Origin of the sequence: Enterobacter sp. CPE_E863 (genome assembly GCF_046521465.1) — a bacterium.
Taxonomy (GTDB): domain Bacteria; phylum Pseudomonadota; class Gammaproteobacteria; order Enterobacterales; family Enterobacteriaceae; genus Enterobacter; species Enterobacter adelaidei.
Map to the genome: position 1 here is coordinate 977,400 of NZ_JBKFZX010000001.1, position 22,303 is coordinate 999,702.

A 22,303-nucleotide genomic window follows, 5' to 3' on the forward strand; every position below is an offset into this window, starting at 1 on the left:
AAGCGGTCTTCGAGAGAGGGGAGCGCTGGCATCCATTGCGGGACATTCAGAATCGATCGTTGATGTCTGATTAATATGCCCCCTATTTCCTTCTATTGATGTGGCAAGTCATTACAGAGTTCTTGTAATTCATTGAACAGTCTTGCCACATGGAAACCGTCGCACACGGAATGGTGTACCTGAACGGCGAGAGGTAACAGTACTTTCCCATCTTGTTCGTAATATTTTGCGAGAGTGAACATCGGAGCAAAAAAGTTCTGCATATTAGCAACGTTGACATTAAAACTGGTAAAACTCACCCAGGGAATAGCCGATACGAAAAATATATTTTCCCGAGACTCTTCCTTAGGCCAATATGCAAGGTTATTACCATAGCGTGCAACGTCTTCTGAATAAGTATTCTGGAAGTGTTGAATATTGCCATCGTAATGGCTCCACATTGATGAAAAGGTCTCTGTTTCATTATGGAAAATAGTATAGTTGGGATGAATTTCATTCCAAATGACAAGCTCATTGTGCTTTATGGCCATACGAAACTCCGTATGCCTGTTGACAATTTTAGCAAGGAGGAAAATCATCGTAGGGTAGAATTTCCAGCCAACCTCTTTTATATGTTTCAGCAGCGCGGTAATGTCTATCAGAACCGTTTGGTTAAATGTACTTTGAGCAAATCCCTGAAATACCTCAAAATGCTCTTTTCTTGCCCAACGCGATAAATCAACGGGTGTATATTCTGGAATTATTTTTTTCATTTTTTATCCTTTTGCTGGCAAGCCGACAGGTTCCGAACCGTGCTGGTCGAGAACGCACTGGTGAGAGTAGCGCATCCTTATACGGGAAGAAAGGAGATGTCAGAGCATATCCGCTCTGCTGCCCGGCGAAACTGGCGCCTGATATGCACTGGCATCCGGCACGTTTTCCAAACCGAAATCTGCCCGCCAGAATTGTCCTCTTAAGCCATAGCAGAGCTCTGATGCCGAGCTTTTCAACAGGATAAAACTGTGCAAGCCAAAATCACCGGCTGCCTGAGCCTGCTGATTGCGCAGGATTTTTAGTGGAATTTTCCTTAATGCCATTAAGCGCCGAATAACGGCATCTTGCTGGATATCAAAACTGGCAATTAACGGCAGAATAGCGTCAGGGCGGGTAACGAATCCTGGATTCAGCATCTCTTTTCCTTGTCATCCCTTAAGCACAGCCAGAGTAACAGATGGCTTACCACAGGCAATTACCAGGAAAATAGAGTTGTATTTGCGGTGAAGCCAGAAATGACCTTCGGTCAGCAGAGAGATCGCCGGACCAGCATCTTTTCAGCCTTAAACACATATGCGAAACTTACCGCTTCTGAAAAAATGTGGTGGGACCCGCTCAATGTCAGAACCATCTTCGCAGTGCCTTTTCAGTGAAGGACTGATCAACTTTCCTGATGGCTATCAGGATCGTACCGTAAACGTATTCGCGCCGCCCGCGGCGGATGCACCAGCGTTTAATATCTCCCGCGATGCCCTCAACCCCGGCGAAACGCTTGCCGCGTATATCGATCGCCAGCTCGCCCTGATGGAAAAACACATCAAAGGCTGGAAGCAGGGTGAGCGTAGCGACGCGACGCTTGGCGACAGCCTTTTGCAGGGTGAAATTGTCCATGCCAGCTACCTGCGCGACGGGAAACGCGTCTGGCAGCAGCAGGCCGTGTTTACTGTCGACAGCCATAAAATTCTGGTGTTCACCATGACCTGCACTCGCGTGCTGGACGATGCCGACAGCGCGCTGTTTGGCGAACTTCTCAGGAGCTTCCGCTTCCACCAGTAACTTCAGGGACCGTTGTTATGTTTGAAGCAGCACGCGTTGGTGATGATATCGGCCACTCCGGTGCGCTGGCCGGGATGATTGCCGGAACGATTGTCGGTGGTCTGATTGCCGCCGCCGGGGGGATTCTGGCGGGGGCCATGTTTATTGCCGGCCTTGGCGCATCCTGTCTTGGTGTGGGCGTTCTGCTCGTCGGCGCCAGCCTGGCCGTGGGGTATTACACCGGGGAGCTGGCGACCGCCGCCCGGGACAGCATCGCAGACGCCGGGGCATCCAGCATGACGAAGAAAGGCGTCATCACCTCCGGCTCGCCCAATGTGTTTATCAACGGTAAACCTGCCGCCATGGCCACGGACAGCGCGGTGAAGTGCTCTGACGACGGCTCGCAGCAGATGGCCGAAGGCTCCTCGCGGGTCTCTATTAACGGTCTGCCTGCGGCTCGCATCGGGGATCGAACCACCTGCGACGCGAAGGTGATGACCGGTTCGGACAACGTCATCATCGGCGGCGATCCGCAGCAAACCCTGCCCATTCAGTCTGAAGTCCCGGAGTGGCTCTACAAAGTCTCCGATCTTACCCTGCTGTTCGCCGGGCTTATCGGCGGCTGGGGCGGTGCGGCCGGCAAAGTCGGGGCGCTGTCTAAGCTGCTGGGCAAAATCCCTGGCATTAATAAGCTGGCCCGTATCGCCTGCCGCGCCGGCACGCTGATGACCGGCGTGGCGGCGGCGGGGATCATTGCCCGCCCGGTGGATATTGTCAGCGGACAGAAGTTTCTCAGCGGGGATGACGAGCTGGATTTCGTCCTGCCTTCCCGTCTGCCGGTGCGCTGGCAGCGCTACTGGCGCAGCGGCAACCCCGGCGACAGCGCACTGGGCCGCGGCTGGAGCCTGTTCTGGGAAAGCCGCCTTGAACCTTATCAGGACGGCCTGGTGTGGCGCGCACCGTCTGGCGATTACGTCGCCTTCCCGAAGGTCCCGAAAGGGCTGCGCACCTACTGTGAAAGCGAAAAAAAATGGCTTGAACATCACTCTGACGACAGCTGGTCGGTGTATGACGTCAGCGGCGAGCGTTGGCATTATGCACCGCTGCAGGATGATGCTCCGTCACTGCTCCAGCGCCTCTCTGAACCCTGCGGCAACGATATTCTCTTCGAGTGGAATGCGGATAATACCCTGCATGCCCTGACCGAAAGCGCGGGTCAGCGCGTTGTCTGCCGCTACGACCGTGACAGACTCGCCAGCGCCTGGCTGGATGACGAGATCTGCCTGGTCAGTTACGCTTATGATGAACAGCGCCGGCTGGTCTGTGTGACCGGCCGGGGCGGTAGCGTGCGCCGACGCTTCAGCTGGCAGGACGGGCTAATGAGCGCCCACGAGGACGCCAATGGCCTGCTGAGTGAATACCGCTGGCGCGAGATTGACGGCCTGCCTCGCGTGGTCGGGTTCCGCCACAGCGGCGGCGAACAGCTGACGTTCGAATACGATTTTGATAACGGCACCCGCCGCGCGACCCGCGAAGACGGCGCGCAGGCGCACTGGCTGGTGGACGACGATGACAACGTCGCGCGCTTCACGGATTACGACGGTCGCCAGACGACGTTTGTTTACCGCGACGGCGAGCTCTGCGACGTCATACTTCCCGGCGGGGCGATGCGCCGCAGCACGTGGGACAAATACGGCCGTATGACCAGCGAGACGGACCCGGCTGGCCGCCATACGGAGTATCACTGGCATCGTCTGACCGACCGCATCACCCGCACGGTGTACCCGGACGGCACGTCATCGCAGGCCATGTACGACCTTCGCGGTCGCCTGCTGTCGGAAACGGATCCGGCCGGTAACACCACCGCGTATCGCTATCCCGACGATGAAGAAAACCTGCCGGAGAGCATTACCGACGCCATTGGCGGCGTGGTGCGCCTGGTCTGGAACCACCAGGGGCTGCTGACGCAGCGCACCGACTGCTCCGGCAGCGTCACCCGCTTCACCTACGACCGCTTCGGGCAGCTGATTGCCAGCGAGGATGCCGAAGGGAATACCACGCGCCGGGAGTGGAGCCGTGCCGGGCTGCTGAGCGCCGTGATCCACCCGGACGGCAGCCGCGAGTCGCTGGTGTGGAACGAGCGCGGCCAGCTCACGGGCTGGCGCGACCCGCTGGAAAGCGAGGTGAGCTGGGCCTACAACGCCCTCGGTCTCCCGGTCAGCCTTACCGACCGTATTGGCCGCGTGCGCCAGTGGCGCTACGACCCGCGTGGTAACCTGCTGCGACTCGATAACGGCAACGGGGCGGAATACCGCTTCACCTACGACGCCGTGGGTCGCCCGCTCAGCGAAACGCGCCCGGACGAGACCGTGCGCCATATGGAATGGGACGCGCGAGGGTTCCTCTGCGCGCTCGAAGAAAACGGACGGCCTGCCGCCGACGGTGGTATCGCTCGTCGCGTCCAGCAGTTCAGCTATGACGACAGCGGGCTGCTGATTGGACGCACTCAGCGCCATGCTGAGTACCGCTACTTCCGCGACCTGAGCGGCCAGATCACCCGCATCCGCCGTACGCCGACAGCTGAGGGCGTTGCCCTGGGTATCGAAAGCGATGAGATCGTTTACCGCCACGATACCGCCGGGCGCGTGCTGAGCGAATCCGGCATTAACGGCGCGGTCGGTTACGAATGGGATGCCCTGAGCAACCTGACCGGCCTGACGCTGCCCGGCGAGCAAAAGCTGGCCTGGCTGCACTACGGCTCCGGCCACGTCAGCGCTATCCGCTTCGGACAGCAGCTGGTGACCGAGTTCACCCGCGACCGCCTGCACCGTGAGGTTCGCCGCACTCAGGGCGCGCGCGAGCAGCTCCGCCAGTATGACAGCCTCGGCAGACGCACCCTGCAGCGCAGCGAACTGAGCACGAACGTGACCCTGCCGGAGCAGACGCTACTGGAACGCCTGTATCGCTACACCGCGCGCGGCGAGCTTTCCGGCGTCAGCGACACCCTGCGCGGAGAGGTGGATTACGGTTACGATGCCGAAGGGCGTCTGCTGAAGCACTACGAGGCCCGGCTGGGGCACAGCCGTGCGCAGTTCAGCTATGATGCCGCGGATAACCTCGCCGCCAATGACGACGCGGTACCGGTCACGGATAACCGCCTGCAGCACTGGCAGGCGCTGTTTATGAAATACGACCACTGGGGCAACCTGGTCAGCCGCCGCAACGGGCTGTATGAGCAGCATTATGTCTATGACGCCGAGAACCGTCTGGTATCCGCCCGCGGAACCGGGCCGGAAGGGCGCTTTGAGGCGCGCTATCACTATGACGCGCTGGGTCGCCGCACGCGCAAAATCGTCACCACCGCGCATGGCACCACCGACACCCGCTTCCTGTGGCAGGGCTATCGCCTGCTGCAGGAACAGCAGAACGCCGGGCAGTGCAGCACCTATATTTACGACCCGAATGAAGCCTGGAGCCCGCTGGCGCGTGTGGATCACCTACGTGACCAGAGCAGCGGTGAGATTTACTGGTTCAACACCGATCTGAACGGCGCGCCGCTGGAGGTCACTGACGAGCGCGGCGCGGTGCGCTGGAGCGGCCAGTACGGCAGCTTTGGCGAAGTGCGCCATCAGAGCGAAGGGTTCTCACGGCTTGTGAATCGCTCGGCGATGGCACACCAGCCGCTTCGCTATGCCGGGCAGTACGCTGACGGTGAAACGGGGCTGCACTATAACCTGTTCCGCTACTACGACCCGCAGGTCGGGCGGTTTATTGTGCAGGATCCGATTGGGTTGAACGGTGGGTGGAACCTTTATCAGTATGCGCCGAACCCGTTGGGGTGGATTGATCCGTGGGGGTTAGCAGGTGTCAGGCTCCCAAGAAATAATGGCCATTGGGACGGAATACCAGGAGAAAGTAACTGGTATTCATATAATGACAAAGTTAATGCAGTTACATCGAACCAGCCTATACCTTTCAGTGAAGGAAGGCCTGATTTTTCTGCGTGGTCAAAAGGTACACTTACTTTCGAAGATGGTGTGCTGAATGGGACGGATAAAGATTTTTCAAAAGTATATAGTGCCATTGCAGAGAAAAAAGGCATTACACAGAAAGCGGCTCAGAATTTGTTAAGGGAAAAAATGCTTACTCCACATCATCTGAGTGCGAATACTATAATTCTTGTCCCAAGAGATCTTCATGGCAATGTGCCACATATTGGCTCCGCATCAGATATGAGGAGGAAAGGAAAATGTTGAAAAAATTAGAGCGCTTTGGAGCGAAACCGACACCATTACCATTAGATGAACTGAAAAAGAGTTTAAATACATTAGAAACATCAATAGGGCCAATTCCTGAAAGTTATCGTGCCTATTTACTTCATTTTGGCGTTTCTGTTCTTTTTGATGTAAATGTTGTTTTCAAGGCGTTACAACCATCTCCGTGGTCTGATGAGCAAGGAAACGATACGCTTGAGTCTTTGTACGGCCTTGCAGAATCGGGTAAAGAATATACTGTCTTTGAAATGGCTGATACATACCGGAATGATTTTCGCGATCAATGGTTACCGATAGGAGCCTCGTCTGGTGATAATCAAATCTGTCTTTGCCTCAAGGGAGGTATGTCGGGAGAGATCTGGTTTTGGGATCACGAATCTGATCCAATATTCAATGATTCAGTAGTGACCTCCGGGCTGACGAAAATAGCAAACTCCTTCGATGAGTTTGTTGATATGCTTACTGCTCAGGATGATAAAATAGATGCATCAGGGGTAGTTAAAGTCGATCTTGATTTTTAATAAAAGTGTACTTGCGGTGATCCTGGCGAAGCCCATCTATTGCTGTAAGGTGGGTGTAGCTGGTGCAGCAGATTACAGCATCAACAGCCGCTTCGCTATGCCGGAAATATATACTTTACCTTTTAAAAATAGCAATCTATAAAAAATTGGAGCGGGTACTATCTTAGGTATCCTCTTAGGATACAAGCCATCTTAATGAACGCTAGACTTCCGATAAAATCTGTCAGGAGCAAAATGGCGCAAGATAAGGAGAAGTGATGAGTAATGTTAAAAATCTTATTGCAGCGTGTATTAACTGCTATGAAGAAAATGATGTCTTCATCATCGGAATAGGGGATTACAATCATGATCCAAAAAATTTTATCATTATCGGACGATTCGACGAAGATGAATTACCCGTTAATGAATGTATTGGATTCCAGAGTGAGTCAACGGAATATGAGTTAACAGACTCTATTCGTTCTGTTCAGCTCACTGAAGACAAACTTGTGATCGTGCTTAATGAAAATGCTGTAAAAATGATTGGTATCAGGGAATATCATGTGGTCATTCCTGCAGCAAAAGACTCTAAATCGCTTGGAAAGTGTTTGAGAGAAGTGTTTGAAGGCAGTGACGTGCCTCTACAATTACCATAGGAGTTTTAGCCGCGACATGGCCAGCTTGGCTGCGTTACTTTTTCTTAATATAAAAAAATTATCCTCATCAATTCCCCACAAATGCACTCACCGGCACGCCAAAACGCTTCGCCAGCGCGCGCATATGATCCAGCGTTAACGTGCGCTGTCCGTTAAGGATCCGACTCACCAGAGACTTCTTGCCTATCTCGTTCTCGAAATCGCTCTGAGTGAGATGGTACTGGTCCATAAGCGTTCGCAATAACGCAACGCCTGACGGAATGCTGGCAACACGCGCGTTGAATTCTGCAAACTCCTGAGACTCGTTTTCGTATTTATCGATCTTCGTAGTGAGCATCTCTACCAGCGGGCTATCGGGGTCATATTCAATCAGATACTCCACCAACCCCAGAGCATCCTCGTAATCTTGTCGCGACGGGCTTGAGCCCAAGAAAGGGAGCTCGCTTGTTAGATCGTTTGCCGCTTTGATGGCTGCTGCATAGTTCATTCTTTCGTTCTCCGGTAGAGGTCCGTGAGCTTGTCATACTCTGCGTGAGTGCTGATGTGTTTGATGAAGATCTTTCCACGCTCTAAATCTGCAAGAAACATCACTTTTAAATGCCCGCCACCCACATCAATGACTCACCATTTTCCCGGTATTTCATCCTGTCCCGGCTGGGGAAGCACTTTCGCACGTCGTCTGGTGATGGGTAGTGCTCTTTTTTTAGTACCCGGTAAAGCTCGTCTAGGGCAAGTGCTTGATTTGGAAATTGTCTGGTGGCCGCGTCGAAAGGCGCTCTTGATACTACGTGCATCCTTGCTCCTTGTTCCCAGACAGGAAACATTATAGGTGATGGTTGGTGGGTTGACAATGTGGAAACATTGATGGAGTGCAGTGTTCATATGCTCGTGATGAAAGCGCTCATTTAATGTGTGCGAACACTTTATGAGGTGACTGTGAAAGAAATGTCCGCTTTGTGTCAGGAGCGGACGTGGCAAAAAAACACCTTATAACAGTAAATTCAATGTTTATCAGGTTCGAACCATAGACGAAAAGGGAAGATAGCGTTATAAAGTGTGCTTCAGCTATATAGCTGTAGCTTATACAGTAAGTCGTCACAAAAATAGAGTAGATGTTGCAAAAGTGGACCCAGATAATTGTCCTTGAACCTAGCAGTAGAATGGCAAAGCTAACTACTTTTAGTTTTCGAGACGAGAGTACAGTAAAAAATTACTGTGAGGCATTAGTCTTTCCGTGCTAGACAAAGAAAGGAAGGCTAAAGTTTAAGATGAGTTATAGTTGAGTCTTGCTATTACTCTTTCTACTTAACATAGTAAACAAGGTGAATGCAATGATTGATGAATTAGATGATTTGATTATTGAAAGTAATAAAGAACAAGTCGAAAGCGCTGGTAACGATATAGACGTCGGTGAGCTTGTTGTTTATTCCAGAGACTGGACGGTTCAGACAATTCTTCATCAAATTGAGGAAGGGAACATTGATTTGAATCCCGACTTTCAACGACGAAATGTATGGGACAACGATAAAAGATCAAAGCTTATAGAGTCGTTGCTTGTGGGGTACCCGGTGCCCGAAGTAGTATTAGCTGAAGTTATAGGCGAAAAGAAAAAATACATGGTCATCGATGGGAAACAGAGACTGTTAGCTATAAATGGTTTCATCGATCCTGGTTTTAATACATGGGATGGTAATGCTAAGTTAAGAAATCTAACAATTAAAAAATCGATTGAAGGATTGAAATTTTCAGAATTTTCTAAAGACGATGCTAGATTCTTACTCAATGCTGATCTACGCTGCACTATACTTTCAGGTTTTAAGGATTACAGTGTCCTATATGATATATTTTACAGACTAAATACTGGATCTTCACCATTGTCTATGCAGGAGCTGAGGAACTCGATTTACAAGGGGGATTTTAGTAATTTCATTACAAGGCATACAGATAACGATTTGCATCTGCATAAAATAATGAAGCTTAAATCATCTGATAAAAGGTATCGGGATGTTGAGATTTTATTGAAGTTTCTAGCATTAAACCTTAACCCAGAAAAATACAATGGTTCTCTTAGGGTCTACTTAGATAACTTCACTAAATTCATGAATGATAATTTTGCATCCAAAGAAGCAGGTGTATGTAACTATCTTAACCTTTTTAATGAATCATGTGAGGTACTGGTCAACCTTTTTGATGGTGAAGAAACAAAAGTAGGTAGAAAATGGCTTCCGATTGAGGAACGATGGGAATCAAGATTTAACCGTACATTTTTTGAGGTTTTAGTTAACTATATTGCTAGTACGGTACAGAATAACAAGGTAGATGACTTAATAGGGAAAAAATACGAATTTATTGATTCTATAAAATCTCTTTTTGATAATGCTGAGTTTGTTGTGGCAATTGAGTCAACTACAACAGGTAAAGAACAGCATGTAAGAAGATTTAGACTGGCTTACGAAAGATTAAATTCTTCAATGGGATTGAGTAATGAGATCCCATCAACCTTAAGGTGAAAAAATGGAGATCACCTTATTAGATGATATGTATTACACTCTGTATACCGCAAATGATGCCTTGTATGAGCGCTTTCTTAAAAAACACATGAACGGTACTGGTAGTGTTGAAGAATTTAAATTAGATACAAGAAGTTATTGCGTTCTATTACATGCGGCTCTTGAAAATTTTGTTGAGGATGTCAGCCTTTTTGTCGCTAACTATTCGTTTTTCCTGTTCAAGGAATGTGGGGAAGTCACTATACCACTGATGTTTTTATTAAATGGGACGAAAAGTTATGATGACAGATTTGTTACTAAGGGCGATGCTGATGACAGCGATGATGATAGTTATCATATAAAACAACATGTTGTTGAGTTCATTGTTGATTGTGAAATGAAGACTATCATGAAATGGAAGAATGTCATCACTTCCAATCATGGAATAAAAACAAAGCATTTAAATTCTGTTCTTCAATCTGTAGGTATTCATTGTGATGTGGAAGATGCAAACTTTTCGTCATGGAAAAATTTCTCCTCGTATAGGGGATCTTTCGCTCATTTGAGTGAGCCGTATCTGTCTGATGATTCTAGTTCCTCTGACCTGCTCCCCGTTGATTAGTACACCCCGATGTTAGTAATGTCTTCATAAGCCACATGAGGACATCCCCATGAAGAAGCGTTTTTCCGACGAACAGATCATCAGTATTCTCCGCGAAGCCGAAGCTGGGGTACCCGCCCGTGAACTCTGCCGCAAGCATGCCATTTCCGATGCCACGTTTTACACCTGGCGTAAGAAGTATGGCGGTATGGCGGTGCCTGAAGTTAAGCGCCTGAAGTCGCTTGAGGAAGAGAACGCCAGACTCAAGAAGCTGCTTGCCGAAGCCATGCTGGATAAAGAGGCGCTTCAGGTGGCTCTTGGGCGAAAGTACTGACGACAGACCAGAAGCGGGAAGCCGTGATGTTGATGTGTGATGCGACCGGTCTGTCGCAACGTCGTGCCTGCAGGCTTACAGGTTTATCCCTGTCGACCTGCCGCTATGAGGCTCACCGTCCGGCTGCTGATGCGCATTTATCAGGGCGCATCACTGAGCTGGCACTGGAGCGCAGGCGTTTTGGCTACCGTCGTATTTGGCAGTTGCTGCGCCGTGAAGGGCTTCATGTTAATCATAAGCGCGTGTACCGGCTTTATCACCTCAGTGGCCTGGGCGTAAAACGCAGAAGACGTCGTAAAGGGCTGGCAACAGAACGTCTGCCGCTGCTCCGTCCGGCGGCGCCCAATCTGACCTGGTCGATGGATTTCGTCATGGACGCACTTTCCACCGGTCGCAGGATCAAGTGTCTTACCTGCGTCGATGATTTCACAAAGGAATGCCTGACGGTCACTGTTGCCTTTGGGATTTCAGGCGTTCAGGTCACGCGTATTCTGGACAGCATTGCACTGTTTCGAGGCTATCCGGCGACGATAAGAACTGACCAGGGGCCGGAGTTCACTTGCCGTGCACTGGATCAATGGGCCTTTGAGCATGGTGTTGAGTTGCGCTTAATCCAGCCGGGCAAGCCAACGCAGAACGGATTTATTGAGAGCTTTAACGGACGATTTCGCGATGAATGTTTGAATGAGCACTGGTTCAGCGATATCGTTCATGCCAGGAAAATTATTAATGACTGGCGGCAGGATTATAACGAATGCCGCCCGCACTCCACGCTGAATTATCAGACACCGTCTGAATTTGCAGCGGGCTGGAGAAAGGGTCATTCTGAGAATGAAGATTCCGACGTTACTAACTGAGTGTTGTATCTAATCGTGGGGGCAGGTCACCTCAGCTATAAAAGAATTATCCCCAGAGTACGCTTTTAAATATGGGAATGAGTGCGTTGATTATAGTATTACTATTATCGAAGAAGCGAAGCGAATACTTTCTGGTAAACAATATGTCAAGAGTGTTGTTGATGATTTAATTAAGGTCAGAACAGATAAAGCTAAAAAACTGGCAGATGAAAACGTTAAGAAAAAAGCTGAAAAGGAGAGGGAAGACCTTGAAAACGAAGAAAAGAAAAAGCTCAAGGAGATTAAGGATAAAGAAAAAAGAGAAAGGAATATATATTTAACAAATCAGTTGGATGTTTTACTGACGCATATAAATTCAAATCCTGATAAGTATGGTGAACTACATCTTGCGCTCTTTCCACAGAGACTAGACTAGAAAGTATCAGATAAAAGCCCTTCTTGTTAAGGGCTGTTCTCATAACGCGTTAGAATAATTCTGTATAGCTGACACCGTATGAAAGGTGATCGCTCAGGCGGTCATTGTGACCAGCCCCTGTTTATTCACACAGAATGCTGTAATCAATGTCCCCTGGTCGCTCTTAACGGACATTCAACAGACAGCATTGTACTTTGCGTAAGGCCGAAATCCTGCTTCTTACCTAGCAGAACTCCGGCCTCCCATTACCAGCCTCAGTGCGCCGTTATATAAGGCTCCTTCACAAACTCCGCCAGCAGCCAGACCATATCATGCAGTAGCCCGGTGAGTTCTTTCGCCACGCTTGTAGGCAGTGTCCCACCCATCACCGCCAGCGTTAACGCCACAGCATAATCCACTTGCAGCGTCGTCTCCTGCCAGCAGTCCGGCACGCAGGAAGTAATCTTTTCCCCCGCAATCAGCTGTTCAACCAGATACTGCGGAAGTTCATCATCGCAGCACTCACGCAGCCGCTTCAGCGCAGCCAGCAATCGCTTGCAGAGCGTGGCAAACGTCACCGCGTCATCAGTTTCCACCAATACGCTCACATACGCAGTGCAGGCGTCAGCCAGTTCAAAGAGATCCGCAGAATCGGGAAGTTGTACGTGGAGAAGGTGATAAACAGCACTTTCTTCAGTAAGCGCGTAAGAAAATCCAGGGATAGTAGCCATAAGGCATCCTCTTTATGCAAAAAATGTTAACCGCCCGATGAGTTCCTACGCTCAGAGGGGGTAGCGCTGACGGAGGTAGGAATACCGTGCATAAAGAAAAACGGCCAGCCTTTCGACTGCTCCGTCAGCGCCACCGTGATTCTAACGGGATATGCGCTGTCGCGACAAAAAATATCGCTTTATGCTAACGGGTTCCTACGCCCGGTTACGGATGTACCGCAACGCAGGCACTTTACGACCGTGAAGAAGGGATGAAAAGGGATGCCCCTGAATTACATAAGGTTGCTTGCAGGTTTGCGAGGCGGCTTCCAGAAGGGCATTGCCGGGTGGCGGCTGCGCCTTACCCGGCCTACAAAAGCCACCAACCAAACCGGCTGCTACCCCTCACTCATCATCGCCAGAAACCGCTTCACCGTTCGCGAGCGTTCAAAGCGTCGCCAGCAGAGCGCGATATCGGTGTAAAGCGCCGGTGATCTCAGTACGTGGTAGGTAACATTCGGCGGAGAAATGGCCGCCATGGATTTCGGTACCAGCGCGAAGCCGCCGCCGGCGGAAACCATGCTCAGAGAGGACGAAAGCTGTGATGACTGCAGCGCGTGCTGCACGTCGATCCCGGCCCGTTCGCAGCAGCCGTAAACCCGGTCGTACAGGCCGGGCGCGACCTCCTGCGGGAACAGCACCACTGGCGTATCCCGGAGTTGATCCAGCGCCAGATCGCCGCACGCCGCCAGCGAATGGTCGCGATGCAGTGCCACCACCATCGGCTCCCGGTCGAGGATTTTTAACTCGAATGCCTTGCTGCTCTCGCACGGCAGACGCACGAAGGCGATATCCAGCTCACCCTCCGCCAGCATCGTCGTCAGCGAAGACATATTGGCTTCCACCTGGTGAACCTGTACCGCCATGTTCTGCACTTGGTACTGACGGATCAGCGCGAAAATTTTGGGATGAAAAGCGTCGGAGCTGGTGATGCCAATCGACAGGCTGCCGTTCAGCCCGCGCGCGATGCCGCGGGCTTTCTCCAGCGCGGCGTCGCTCAGCGCCAGGATCTTGCAGGCGTCCTCATAGAAGGCTTCTCCCGCCTCGGTCAGCTCCACGCCCCGCGTCAGACGCCTGAACAGCGGCGTGCCTACTTCCTCTTCGAGCCGTTTGATCTGCTGACTCAGAGGAGGCTGTGAAATACCCAGCGCTTCGGCCGCCCTGGTGAAGTGTCGCTCGCGTGCAACCGCGACAAAATACCGCAGATAACGAAGTTCCATATCAAAAACGTCTCAAACCACCATGGATTCTATATTGGAACTCTCTGCTGAATCGGGTCAACATTTATTTAACCTTTCTAAATAAAGTTGAAGAGGACGAGCACGATGATGCATTCATCTGCCTGCGACTGTGAAGCCAGCCTGTGCGAGACCCTGCGCGGGTTCTCTGCTCAGCATCCTGACAGCGTGATCTATCAAACATCGCTAATGAGCGCCCTGCTAAGCGGCGTGTACGAGGGGGAGACCACCATCGCCGATCTGCTGGCGCACGGTGATTTTGGGCTGGGCACCTTCAACGAGCTGGACGGCGAAATGATTGCCTTCAGCAGCAAGGTGTACCAGCTGCGCGCCGACGGCAGCGCCCGGGCCGCGAAGCCAGAGCAGAAAACGCCGTTCGCGGTGATGACCTGGTTCCAGCCGCAGTACCGGATAACCTTCAATGGCCCGGTCAGCCGTCAGCAGATCCACGACGCGATCGACCAGCAAATCCCCTCCGATAACCTGTTCTGCGCGCTGCGTATCGACGGTAACTTCCGCCATGCCCATACCCGCACGGTACCACGTCAGAAGCCGCCGTACCGGGCGATGACAGACGTGCTGGACGACCAGCCAGTGTTCCGCTTCAACCAGCGGAAAGGTGTACTGGTCGGGTTCCGCACGCCACAGCATATGCAGGGTATTAACGTGGCGGGCTACCACGAACATTTCATCACCGACGACCGTCAGGGTGGGGGCCATCTGCTCGACTACCAGCTGGAGAGCGGCGTGCTGACCTTCGGTGAAATTCACAAGCTGATGATTGACCTGCCCGCCGACAGTGCGTTTTTGCAGGCCAACCTGCACCCCAGCGATCTTGATGCAGCGATCCGTTCCGTCGAAAACTAACAGGAGAACTACCGTGAACAGTGAGAAACAGTCACGTCAGTGGGCGCATGGCGCCGATATGGTTGTCGGCCAGCTGGAAGCGCAGGGCGTGAAGCAGGTGTTCGGTATTCCGGGGGCGAAAATCGACAAAGTCTTTGATTCCCTGCTGGATTCTTCCATCGAGATTATTCCGGTGCGTCACGAAGCGAATGCGGCGTTTATGGCGGCGGCGGTAGGGCGCCTGACCGGCAAAGCCGGGGTAGCGCTGGTCACCTCCGGGCCGGGTTGTTCCAACCTGATCACCGGCATTGCCACCGCCAACAGCGAAGGCGACCCGGTGGTAGCGCTAGGCGGGGCGGTCAAGCGAGCGGATAAAGCTAAGCTGGTGCACCAGAGCATGGACACGGTCGCCATGTTCAGCCCTGTCACCAAATATTCGGTGGAAGTCAGCTCTCCGGATGCGATTGCCGAAGTGGTATCGAATGCATTCCGTGCCGCCGAGCACGGCAGACCGGGGGGCGCGTTCGTCAGCCTGCCGCAGGATATTGTCGACCAGCCCGCGACGGGCGCAATTTTACCCGCCAGCGGCGCGGCACGAATGGGCCCGGCACCGGAGTCAGCGGTTAACGACGTGGCAAAGCTAATTGAAAAAGCCAAAAACCCGGTCATCCTGCTTGGCCTGATGGCCAGCCAGCCCGCTAACAGTGACGCACTACGTAAGCTGCTGGAGAAAAGTCGCATTCCGGTCACCAGCACCTATCAGGCTGCCGGGGCGGTTAACCAGGAGCACTTCACCCGCTTTGCCGGACGCGTCGGTCTGTTCAATAACCAGGCGGGCGACAGGCTGCTCCATCTGGCGGATCTGATCATCTGCATCGGCTACAGCCCGGTGGAGTACGAGCCGTCTATGTGGAACAGCGGCGACGCCACGCTGGTGCACATTGATGTGCTGCCTGCCTATGAAGAACGTAACTATGTGCCGGATCTTGAGCTGGTGGGAGACATCGCCGAAACGCTCAATCTGCTCTCCAGCCGGATCGATCATAAGCTGGAGCTGAGTCCACGCGCCTCTGAAATCCTGGTCGATCGTCAGCATCAGCGCGATCTGCTCGATCGTCGTGGCGCATCGCTTAACCAGTTTGCCCTGCATCCGCTGCGCATCGTGCGTGCCATGCAGGACATCGTAAACAGCGACGTAACGCTCACCGTCGACATGGGCAGCTTCCACATCTGGATCGCCCGTTATCTCTACAGCTTCCGGGCGCGTCAGGTGATGATCTCCAACGGTCAACAGACCATGGGCGTCGCGCTGCCGTGGGCCATTGGCGCATGGCTGGTGAACCCGGGGCGCAAAGTGGTTTCGGTCTCCGGTGACGGCGGTTTCCTGCAGTCGAGCATGGAGCTGGAAACCGCGGTGCGCCTCAACGCCAACGTGCTGCACATCATCTGGGTGGATAACGGCTACAACATGGTCGCCATTCAGGAAGAGAAAAAATACCAGCGTCTTTCCGGCGTGGAGTTTGGCCCGGTCGATTTCAAAGTGTATGCCGACGCCTTTGGTGCGAAAGGTTTTGCCGTGGAGAGCGCCGATGCGCTTGAACCGACGCTGCGTGCAGCAATGGATGTCGATGGCCCCGCCGTGGTGGCCATTCCCGTTGACTATAGCGATAACCCGCTGCTGATGGGCCAGCTCCATCTCAGCCAGATTTTGTGACTCAATATAAGGACAGAGAAATGCAAAAAGTTGCTCTCGTAACAGGCTCAGGCCAGGGGATTGGTAAAGCGATTGCGCTGCGCCTGGTGAAAGATGGCTTTGCCGTCGCCATTGCGGATTACAACGAGGAAACGGCGAAAGCGGTTGCCGATGAAATTACCCGTAACGGCGGTCGTGCTGTCGCCGTGAAGGTGGATGTTTCGAACCGCGATCAGGTGTTTGCGGCGGTGGAGAAAGCGCGTACCGCACTGGGCGGTTTCAATGTGATCGTGAATAACGCCGGGATCGCGCCTTCCACGCCAATCGAGTCGATTACACCGGAGATTGTCGACAAGGTTTACAACATTAACGTGAAAGGGGTGATCTGGGGCATCCAGGCCGCGATCGATGCTTTCCGTAAAGAGGGGCACGGTGGCAAGATCATCAACGCCTGCTCTCAGGCGGGCCATACCGGCAACCCGGAACTGGCGGTGTACAGTTCCAGCAAGTTCGCGGTGCGCGGCTTAACCCAGACGGCAGCACGGGATCTCGCGCCGCTGGGGATCACCGTTAATGCCTATTGTCCGGGGATCGTTAAAACGCCAATGTGGGCGGAGATCGACCGTCAGGTGTCCGAGGCGGCGGGTAAACCGCTCGGCTACGGGACTGAAACCTTTGCCAAACGCATTACGCTTGGCCGTTTGTCTGAACCAGAAGACGTCGCTGCCTGCGTTTCATACCTCGCCGGGCCAGATTCCGACTATATGACCGGCCAGTCGCTCTTAATTGATGGTGGGATGGTGTTTAACTAAATACTAATAAGCTCTGACATGAGTTTTCCCCTGCACCCGTGCAGGGGCTTTTTTTTGTCTCCTCCGCCATTGTGCATTACACTGCGCGCTGCAAAACTTTAGTCATTACGATCTGACAGGCGGTAACAGCGATGAACGGTACAATCACAACGTGGTTTAAAGATAAAGGCTTTGGATTTATCAAAGATGAAAACGGCGACAACCGCTATTTTCATGTGATTAAGGTCGCGAACCCTGATCTGATTAAGAAAGATGCGGCGGTGACCTTCGAGCCAACCACCAACAACAAAGGCCTTTCCGCCTATGCGGTGAAGGTGATCCCGGAAAGTAAACACCTCTATATTGCCGGCGAGCGCGTGAAGCTCACCTCGATCAAATCCTTCGTGGTGTTTAACGAAGAAGAACCGGTTGATACTAAAATCGACAAAGAGAACGCGGTGCTGTCGGTGGGGCTGCTGATGAACAGCATTAAGCCGAAGTCCGAGAAAAAGCCGGGCGAAATGCGCACGGTGAAGAAGCTGGCGATCACCACCTTCCAGAACACGACGCTGATCTTCACCGAAGATGAGATCGACATCGACGCTACGGTTAAGCTGCTGAAGTAATTTTGTGCCGGGTGGTTCTGCGCTACCCGGCCTGCTAATCCTCTCTTTTCGTCCACTTTTTAACCTGCTATAACAAACTCCTTACCTTTCAGGGAGTCACCGCCGTGCCCGAAATCAACCAACATGGTCAAACCGTTAACGATATCGTCCCGGACTGGAAAGGCGCGCGCGTATTAACCCGCACGCCGCTGTTCGGCCAGTACTGCCGTCTTGAGCCGCTGGATGTCGATCGCCATGCAGCCGATCTCTATGAAGCCTACGCGCTGGGAGATGACAGCGACTGGACATGGCTTGCCAGCACGCAGCCTGAAAGCGTGGAAGCCACCGCACACTGGGTGCTGGGAAAGGTGCTGGATGACGAGCTAGTACCGTTTGCCGTCATTGATTTACGCACTGAGCGAGCGGTGGGGCTGGTGAGCTATATGGCTAACGAGCGGCTGCTGGGGTCGGTCGAAATCGGTCACGTGACCTGGTCGCGCAAAATGAAAGGTACGCGCATCGGCACGGAAGCGGTGTGGCTGCTGCTGAAAAATGCGTTTGAGCACCGCTACCGGCGGCTGGAGTGGAAGTGCGATTCCATGAACGTGGCGTCGCGCAGGGCGGCGGAGCGGCTGGGTTTTGTCTGGGAAGGACGCCTGCGCCAGAAGCTGGTGCGCAAAGGGCGCAACCGCGACAGCGATATGCTTTCTATTATTGACGGCGAATGGCCGCAGAGAGACGCGGAGCTGCGCGCCTGGCTGGCGGCGGAGAATTTTGACGGGGAAGGGCGGCAGATTAAGCGGCTTGAGGCGTTTCGGAAGTAATTTTCCCTCTCCCGTATGGGGTGAGGGATCCCCAGTAATTTTTTAACCAAAAGCGAAGAATATTGCTTCAGGAAAATTAATGGCTTACAGCGATGCCCTGGTCCGGCTGTAAATCGCTGAGGTGTTTCCTGCAGGCCGGGGCGAGGCGCAGGGATGCGCCGAGAGGGCGGGCTTTACATGGATGTTTCCTCCGCCCGTCCCCGACAAGCCGGAAGGAATAAGCCGAAGGTACCGCGAAGCGGCGATTTACCGCCGGGAGCCCGGGTCGCCAGGGCGGCGGCGATTGAGCCGCCATGGCACGTTCACAGGTGCTGTCCTTACAGAGTAGCAAAGTACATAAAGTGAACGGAATAACCTCCGCTGCCGTATGTTCCCCCTCACCCCGCCCTCTCCCTCAAGGGAGAGGGGGTCGTCCGTGCTGGTATTATTTTGTGGGGATCCCTCAGCCCGTATGGGAGAGGGTTAGAGTGAGGGGAAATATTCTCAGCGGCGAACCGGCGCCTCGTTCGCCACATAATACGCCGCCGTGCTCTTCGCCAGCGGCTCGCGACCGCGAATGGCATCGGCAACCTTCTCGCCAATCATAATGGTGGTGGCGTTCAGGTTGCCGGTGATGATCTGCGGCATAATCGACGCATCTATCACGCGTAACCCTTCCAGGCCGTGAACGCGGCCTTCACCGTCGACCACCGCCATCTCGTCATAGCCCATCTTGCAGGTGCCGCACGGATGGAAGGCAGTTTCGGCGTGGTTGCGCACGAACTCGTCCAGCTGTTCATCGGTCTGGCATTCGATACCCGGGCTGATTTCGCGGCCACGGTATTTGTCCAGCGCCGGCTGGTGCATGATCTCGCGGGTGATGCGGATCGCGTCGCGGAACTCCTGCCAGTCCTGCTCGTGGGACATATAGTTGAACAGGATCGCCGGATGCTGGTGCGGATCGCGCGATTTGATGCGCACGTGCCCACGGCTCGGTGAGCGCATGGAGCCAACGTGGCACTGGAAGCCGTGCTCTTTTACTGCGTTCGAACCGTTGTAGTTAATCGCCACCGGCAGGAAGTGGTACTGAATGTTCGGCCACTCAAACTCTTCGCGGCTGCGGATAAACCCGCCCGCCTCGAAGTGGTTGCTCGCGCCCACGCCGGTGCCGTTAAACAGCCACTCGGCACCAATCTTCGGCTGGTTCCACCACTGCAGGGCAGGGTAGAGGGAAACGGGCTCTTTGCATTCATACTGCAGGTACATCTCCAGGTGATCCTGCAGGTTTTCACCCACGCCGGGTAAATCATGCACCAGCGGGATATCGAACTGTTTCAGCAGCTCCGCGTTGCCCACGCCGGAGCGCTGGAGGATCTGCGGAGAAGCAATGGCTCCGGCGCACAGCAGCACTTCCCTGTTAGCGGTGGCTTTCGACGGGATGGTGCTTTCGCCCTCCAGCCATTCGACGCCCACCGCTCGCTTGCCCTCAAAGAGGATGCGATCGGTCATGGCGTGGGTGCGGATGGTCAGGTTCGGACGCGGTTTTGCCTGATCCAGATAACCACGCGCGGTGCTGGCGCGTCGGCCCTGCGGCGTCACCGTGCGGTCCATCGGGCCGAAGCCTTCCTGCTGATAGCCGTTGAGATCGTCCGTGCGCGGGTAGCCCGCCTGCACGCCCGCTTCCACCATCGCCTCAAACAGCGGGTTCACGCCAGGTTTGGAAGTGGTGACGCTGACAGGACCGTCGCCGCCGTGATAGTCGTTCGGCCCTACGTCGCGGGTTTCTGCTTTACGGTAGTAGGGCAGGCAGTTGAGGTAGCTCCAGTGCTCAAGGCCCGGCTCTTTAGCCCAGTTGTCCAGATCCATCGCGTTACCGCGGATGTAGCACATACCGTTGATCAGCGACGAGCCGCCCAGCCCTTTGCCGCGCCCGCACTCCATGCGGCGGTTGTTCATGAAGGGTTCTGGCTCGGTTTCGTACGCCCAGTTGTAGCGCTTGCCCTGCAGCGGAAACGCCAGCGCGGCGGGCATCTGGGTGCGGAAGTCAAAGCGGTAATCCGGCCCGCCCGCCTCAAGCAGCAGCACGGTGGTGTTTGGATCTTCGGTCAGTCGCGTTGCCAGTACGTTGCCGGCAGAGCCGGCCCCGATAATGATGTAGTCAAATTGCAAATAAACCTCCCGGTTAAAATATGGACTGGAATTTACCCATCTCAACCTGGATGGACTTCACCTGGGTGTAGCTCTGCAGCGTCATCACGCCGTTCTCACGGCCAATGCCGGAGTGTTTGTAGCCGCCGACCGGCATCTCTGCGGCGGATTCACCCCAGGTGTTGATCCAGCAGATGCCCGCTTCGAGCTGATGAATGGCGCCGTGCGCGCGGTTCAGGTCGGCCGTGACGATGCCTGCCGCCAGCCCGTAGTCGGTATCGTTGGCGCGGCGGATCGCTTCTTCTTCGCTTTCATAGGTGAGGATGGACATCACCGGGCCGAAGATCTCTTCGCGCACGATGGTCATCTCGTCGGTGCAGTTGGTGAACACGGTCGGGGCAACCCACGCGCCGTTATCGAAGCCTTCACCCTTCAGCACGTCGCCGCCGCACAGCACGCGCGCGCCTTCCTCTTTGCCTTTGGCGATGTAGCGCAGCACGCTGTCGCGGTGCGGAAAGCTGACCATCGGGCCAAAGTTGGTGCGTTCATCGAACAGATCGCCCGCGCGGATACGGCCCACGCGTTCAACGATTTTCTGCTCAAACGCGGCTTTAAACTTCGCAGGCACGAACACGCGGGTGCCGTTGGTACATACCTGGCCGGAGCTGAAGAAGTTGGCCATCATGGCGATGTCTGCCGCGAGATCGAGATCCGCGTCGTCAAAAATAATCAGCGGGGATTTGCCGCCCAGCTCCATCGTCACCTCTTTCAGGGACGAGGCCGCCGAGTTGGCCATCACTTTTTTGCCGCTGGCGACGCCCCCGGTAAAGGAGACTTTCGCGATGCCCGGATGCTCGGTCAGGTACTGACCGGTCTCCGCACCCACGCCCGGCAGGACGTTAAACACACCGTCCGGCAGGCCCGCTTCGGTGTAGATCTCGGCAAGCTTGAGCGCGGTAAGCGGCGTCACTTCGCTCGGCTTGAAGATCATCGCATTGCCTGCCGCCAGCGCCGGAGCAGATTTCCACAGGGCGATCTGGATCGGGTAGTTCCACGCGCCGATGCCCGCCACCACGCCCAGAGGTTCGCGACGGGTGTAGACGAACGAACTGTCACGCAGGGGGATCTGGCTGCCTTCCAGCGCCGGGATCAGCCCCGCGTAGTACTCCAGCACGTCCGCGCCGGTGACGATGTCGACGGTTGAGGTTTCGGAATACGCTTTACCGGTGTCGAGGGTTTCCAGCTTCGCCAGTTCGTCATTACGTTCGCGGAGGATGTCGACAGCTCGGCGCAGAATGCGCGAGCGCGCCATTGCGGTCATCGCTGCCCAGATTTTTTGCCCGCGTTTTGCGCTTTCCACGGCGCGGTCGACATCTTCACGCCCGGCCGCCTGAACGCTTGCCAGGACTTCACCGTTGGCCGGGTTGATGGTCTCGAAGGTGCGACCGCTGGTGGCGGATGTATAACCACCATTGATATAAAGCTGCTGTTCTGCCATTCGGGACATAAATTCTCC

Annotated in this window: 20 protein-coding genes and 1 pseudogene; 12 read left to right on the forward strand and 9 right to left on the reverse strand. The window is 54.0% G+C overall.

Annotated elements, in window-relative coordinates; all coding sequences use genetic code 11:
• Positions 1-92 precede the first annotated feature (92 nt).
• A complete protein-coding gene (gene catA, locus ACLHV8_RS04710; protein ID WP_049007426.1) occupies positions 93-752 on the reverse strand; it encodes a type A chloramphenicol O-acetyltransferase in 660 nt (219 codons plus the stop codon).
• A 99-nt stretch (positions 753-851) separates the two neighbouring features.
• Positions 852-1,169, reverse strand: coding sequence for a hypothetical protein (locus ACLHV8_RS04715; protein ID WP_323673942.1), 318 nt, complete (start codon positions 1,167-1,169; stop codon positions 852-854).
• A gap of 202 nt (positions 1,170-1,371) precedes the next feature.
• On the opposite strand from ACLHV8_RS04715, the gene ACLHV8_RS04720 reads away from it, so the two are divergent.
• The 4 genes from ACLHV8_RS04720 to ACLHV8_RS04735 all read left to right on the forward strand — a co-directional run bounded on the left by ACLHV8_RS04720 (position 1,372) and on the right by ACLHV8_RS04735 (position 7,218).
• Entirely contained in the window at positions 1,372-1,809 is a 438-nt protein-coding gene (locus tag ACLHV8_RS04720; protein WP_108090653.1) for a DcrB-related protein, read from the forward strand.
• 17 nt (positions 1,810-1,826) lie between these two features.
• Entirely contained in the window at positions 1,827-6,044 is a 4,218-nt protein-coding gene (locus tag ACLHV8_RS04725) for an RHS repeat-associated core domain-containing protein (RefSeq protein WP_244250142.1), read from the forward strand.
• Positions 6,038-6,583: an SMI1/KNR4 family protein gene (locus ACLHV8_RS04730; RefSeq protein WP_208595058.1), complete on the forward strand. Its 546-nt coding sequence runs from the start codon at positions 6,038-6,040 to the stop codon at positions 6,581-6,583. Before ACLHV8_RS04725 ends, ACLHV8_RS04730 begins: the two co-directional genes overlap by 7 nt.
• 257 nt (positions 6,584-6,840) lie before the next feature.
• Complete coding sequence (locus tag ACLHV8_RS04735; protein WP_208595059.1) at positions 6,841-7,218, forward strand: hypothetical protein; 378 nt, start codon at positions 6,841-6,843, stop codon at positions 7,216-7,218.
• 67 nt (positions 7,219-7,285) lie between these two features.
• On the opposite strand, the gene ACLHV8_RS04740 is transcribed toward ACLHV8_RS04735, so the two are convergent.
• Together ACLHV8_RS04740 and ACLHV8_RS04745 are read right to left on the reverse strand one after the other, a co-directional pair.
• Positions 7,286-7,705, reverse strand: a complete 420-nt coding sequence (locus ACLHV8_RS04740; protein ID WP_208595060.1) for a type II toxin-antitoxin system HigA family antitoxin — start codon at positions 7,703-7,705, stop codon at positions 7,286-7,288.
• A pseudogene (locus ACLHV8_RS04745) lies at positions 7,702-8,012 on the reverse strand (type II toxin-antitoxin system HigB family toxin). Before ACLHV8_RS04745 ends, ACLHV8_RS04740 begins: the two are co-directional and overlap by 4 nt.
• Positions 8,013-8,549: 537 nt before the next feature.
• Between ACLHV8_RS04745 and ACLHV8_RS04750 the strand changes: the two are divergent.
• The 3 genes from ACLHV8_RS04750 (at position 8,550) to ACLHV8_RS04760 (ending at position 11,499) form a co-directional block, all read left to right on the forward strand.
• Positions 8,550-9,728 (forward strand): DUF262 domain-containing protein, encoded by a 1,179-nt coding sequence (locus ACLHV8_RS04750; protein WP_410376822.1) that lies wholly within the window; start codon positions 8,550-8,552, stop codon positions 9,726-9,728.
• A 4-nt stretch (positions 9,729-9,732) separates the two neighbouring features.
• Positions 9,733-10,329, forward strand: a complete 597-nt coding sequence (locus tag ACLHV8_RS04755) for a HEPN domain-containing protein (RefSeq protein WP_410376823.1) — start codon at positions 9,733-9,735, stop codon at positions 10,327-10,329.
• A 49-nt stretch (positions 10,330-10,378) separates the two neighbouring features.
• A protein-coding gene (locus tag ACLHV8_RS04760; RefSeq protein WP_121528277.1) for an IS3-like element ISSen4 family transposase occupies positions 10,379-11,499 on the forward strand; the annotation gives its coding sequence in 2 pieces (ribosomal slippage) (positions 10,379-10,637 and positions 10,637-11,499; 1,122 coding nt in all).
• Positions 11,500-12,168: 669 nt separating this feature from the next.
• Here ACLHV8_RS04760 and ACLHV8_RS04765 read toward each other — a convergent pair.
• The 3 genes from ACLHV8_RS04765 to ACLHV8_RS04775 all read right to left on the reverse strand — a co-directional run bounded on the left by ACLHV8_RS04765 (position 12,169) and on the right by ACLHV8_RS04775 (position 13,883).
• Positions 12,169-12,624 carry a hypothetical protein gene (locus ACLHV8_RS04765; protein WP_208595063.1) on the reverse strand — a complete coding sequence of 152 codons (456 nt, stop codon included), beginning with the start codon at positions 12,622-12,624 and terminating at the stop codon, positions 12,169-12,171.
• A gap of 26 nt (positions 12,625-12,650) precedes the next feature.
• A complete protein-coding gene (locus ACLHV8_RS04770) occupies positions 12,651-12,758 on the reverse strand; it encodes an ash family protein (protein WP_157843337.1) in 108 nt (35 codons plus the stop codon).
• Between the two features lie 243 nt (positions 12,759-13,001).
• Positions 13,002-13,883, reverse strand: a complete 882-nt coding sequence (locus ACLHV8_RS04775) for a LysR family transcriptional regulator (RefSeq protein ID WP_208595064.1) — start codon at positions 13,881-13,883, stop codon at positions 13,002-13,004.
• A gap of 105 nt (positions 13,884-13,988) precedes the next feature.
• Here ACLHV8_RS04775 and budA point away from each other — a divergent pair, with 105 nt between their 5' ends.
• The 5 genes from budA (at position 13,989) to ACLHV8_RS04800 (ending at position 18,660) form a co-directional block, all read left to right on the forward strand.
• Positions 13,989-14,768 carry an acetolactate decarboxylase gene (budA, locus tag ACLHV8_RS04780; protein ID WP_208595065.1) on the forward strand — a complete coding sequence of 260 codons (780 nt, stop codon included), beginning with the start codon at positions 13,989-13,991 and terminating at the stop codon, positions 14,766-14,768.
• Positions 14,740-16,461 (forward strand): acetolactate synthase AlsS, encoded by a 1,722-nt coding sequence (alsS, locus tag ACLHV8_RS04785; protein WP_407220292.1) that lies wholly within the window; start codon positions 14,740-14,742, stop codon positions 16,459-16,461. Before budA ends, alsS begins: the two co-directional genes overlap by 29 nt.
• Before the next feature lie 20 nt (positions 16,462-16,481).
• Positions 16,482-17,252, forward strand: coding sequence for a (S)-acetoin forming diacetyl reductase (locus tag ACLHV8_RS04790; RefSeq protein ID WP_028019532.1), 771 nt, complete (start codon positions 16,482-16,484; stop codon positions 17,250-17,252).
• A gap of 131 nt (positions 17,253-17,383) precedes the next feature.
• Positions 17,384-17,857 (forward strand): cold-shock protein, encoded by a 474-nt coding sequence (locus ACLHV8_RS04795; protein WP_028019531.1) that lies wholly within the window; start codon positions 17,384-17,386, stop codon positions 17,855-17,857.
• Between the two features lie 104 nt (positions 17,858-17,961).
• Entirely contained in the window at positions 17,962-18,660 is a 699-nt protein-coding gene (locus ACLHV8_RS04800) for a GNAT family N-acetyltransferase (RefSeq protein WP_208595066.1), read from the forward strand.
• A 483-nt stretch (positions 18,661-19,143) separates the two neighbouring features.
• Here ACLHV8_RS04800 and betA read toward each other — a convergent pair whose 3' ends face one another.
• Both betA and betB read right to left on the reverse strand, forming a co-directional pair.
• Entirely contained in the window at positions 19,144-20,808 is a 1,665-nt protein-coding gene (gene betA, locus ACLHV8_RS04805; protein WP_208595067.1) for a choline dehydrogenase, read from the reverse strand.
• A 13-nt stretch (positions 20,809-20,821) separates the two neighbouring features.
• Positions 20,822-22,294: a betaine-aldehyde dehydrogenase gene (gene betB / locus ACLHV8_RS04810; protein WP_049007978.1), complete on the reverse strand. Its 1,473-nt coding sequence runs from the start codon at positions 22,292-22,294 to the stop codon at positions 20,822-20,824.
• Between the last annotated feature and the right edge of the window lie 9 nt (positions 22,295-22,303).